The following is a 1,263-nucleotide window of genomic DNA, read 5'->3' as shown; positions in this document are numbered from 1 at the left end:
TGAGGTGGTCCCGGTTTCCGAGACAGGGGCATAAGGTGGATCGACCGATGAAAAGGACGATCCAGCATGAAGACACGCAGACGGTTCTCGGCCGAGTTCAAGGCCAAGGTTGCGCTTGAGGCGATCCGCGGCGAGCGGACGATTTCGGAACTGGCGACGAAGCACCAGCTTCATCCCAACCAGATCACCCAGTGGAAACGGCAGGCCATTGAGAACCTGGCCAAGGCGTTCGACGACAAGGCAGCGGATGCACAGGTCGGCCGGGAGGCCGAGGTGACGAAACTGCACGCCAAGATCGGCCAACTCGTCGTTGAGCGGGATTTTTTGGCCAAAGCCTTCGATCGCTGAGCCTGGATCGGAGGAGAATGATGATTGATCCCGATCACAACCGGCTCTCGATCTGCCGCCAGTGCGAACTGGTCTCGATCTCGCGGGCGTCGTTCTATCGACAGCCTGCCGGCGAGAGCCCGGAGAACCTCGAACTGATGCGCATCATCGACGAGGCCTTCATGGAAATGCCCTGGTATGGCTCCAGGCAGATGGCGCGGCACCTACGGCGTCAAGGTTGGTGCGTCGGCCGCAAGCGGGTCCGGCGGCTGATGCGCAAGATCGGTCTGTCGCCGATCTACCAGGCTCCGAAGACCAGCGAGCCGCATCCGCAGCACCGCATCTATCCTTACCTGCTGCGGCATCTGGCGATCGAGCGGCCCAATCACGTCTGGTGTGCGGATGTGACTTACATTCCGATGCGGCGCGGCTTCCTCTACTTCGTCGCCATCATGGACTGGTTCAGCCGCAAGGTGCTGGCCTGGCGGCTGTCGAACACGATGGATGCCGACTTCTGCGTTGCCGCGCTCGAGGAGGCGATTGCCCGCCACGGCAGGCCCGACATCTTCAACACCGACCAGGGATCGCAGTTCACCAGCTTCGCCTTCACCACGACGTTGAAGGATGCCGGCATCCGCATCTCCATGGACGGGCGCGGCCGCTGGATGGACAACGTCTTCATCGAGCGGCTGTGGCGCAGTCTCAAATACGAGTGCGTCTTCCTCAATGCCTTCGAGACCGGCAGCGAGGCGCGCAGCGGCATCGGCTCCTGGATCGACTACTACAACCAGCGACGCCCACACTCGACCTTTGGCGGCAGGACACCCGACGAGGTCTATGCTACGGCACAAATGACGGAGCAATTGGCGGCGTAGAAACCAACCCGATCCACCTTAGCCAAGCCGCCAAGCTGTCTCACCAGACGGGTCCACCTCA

The 1,263-nt window shown here is 61.7% G+C and carries 1 protein-coding gene; it reads left to right on the top strand.

What is annotated here, in order from left to right; translation table 11 throughout:
- Nucleotides 1–66: 66 nt before the first annotated feature.
- Nucleotides 67–1,202, top strand: a protein-coding gene (locus ABID44_RS18655) for an IS3 family transposase (RefSeq protein ID WP_378226852.1) whose coding sequence is annotated in 2 segments (ribosomal slippage) — nt 67–319 and nt 319–1,202 — 1,137 coding nt in all. Because the reading frame shifts where the segments join, the coding sequence is not laid out codon by codon here.
- Nucleotides 1,203–1,263 lie beyond the last annotated feature (61 nt).

Origin of the sequence: Aquamicrobium ahrensii (assembly GCF_040545755.1) — a bacterium.
Lineage (GTDB): Bacteria > Pseudomonadota > Alphaproteobacteria > Rhizobiales > Rhizobiaceae > Mesorhizobium > Mesorhizobium ahrensii.
Note: the sequence above shows the minus strand (reverse complement) of the source record. Positions and strands in the feature narration are given on the sequence as shown.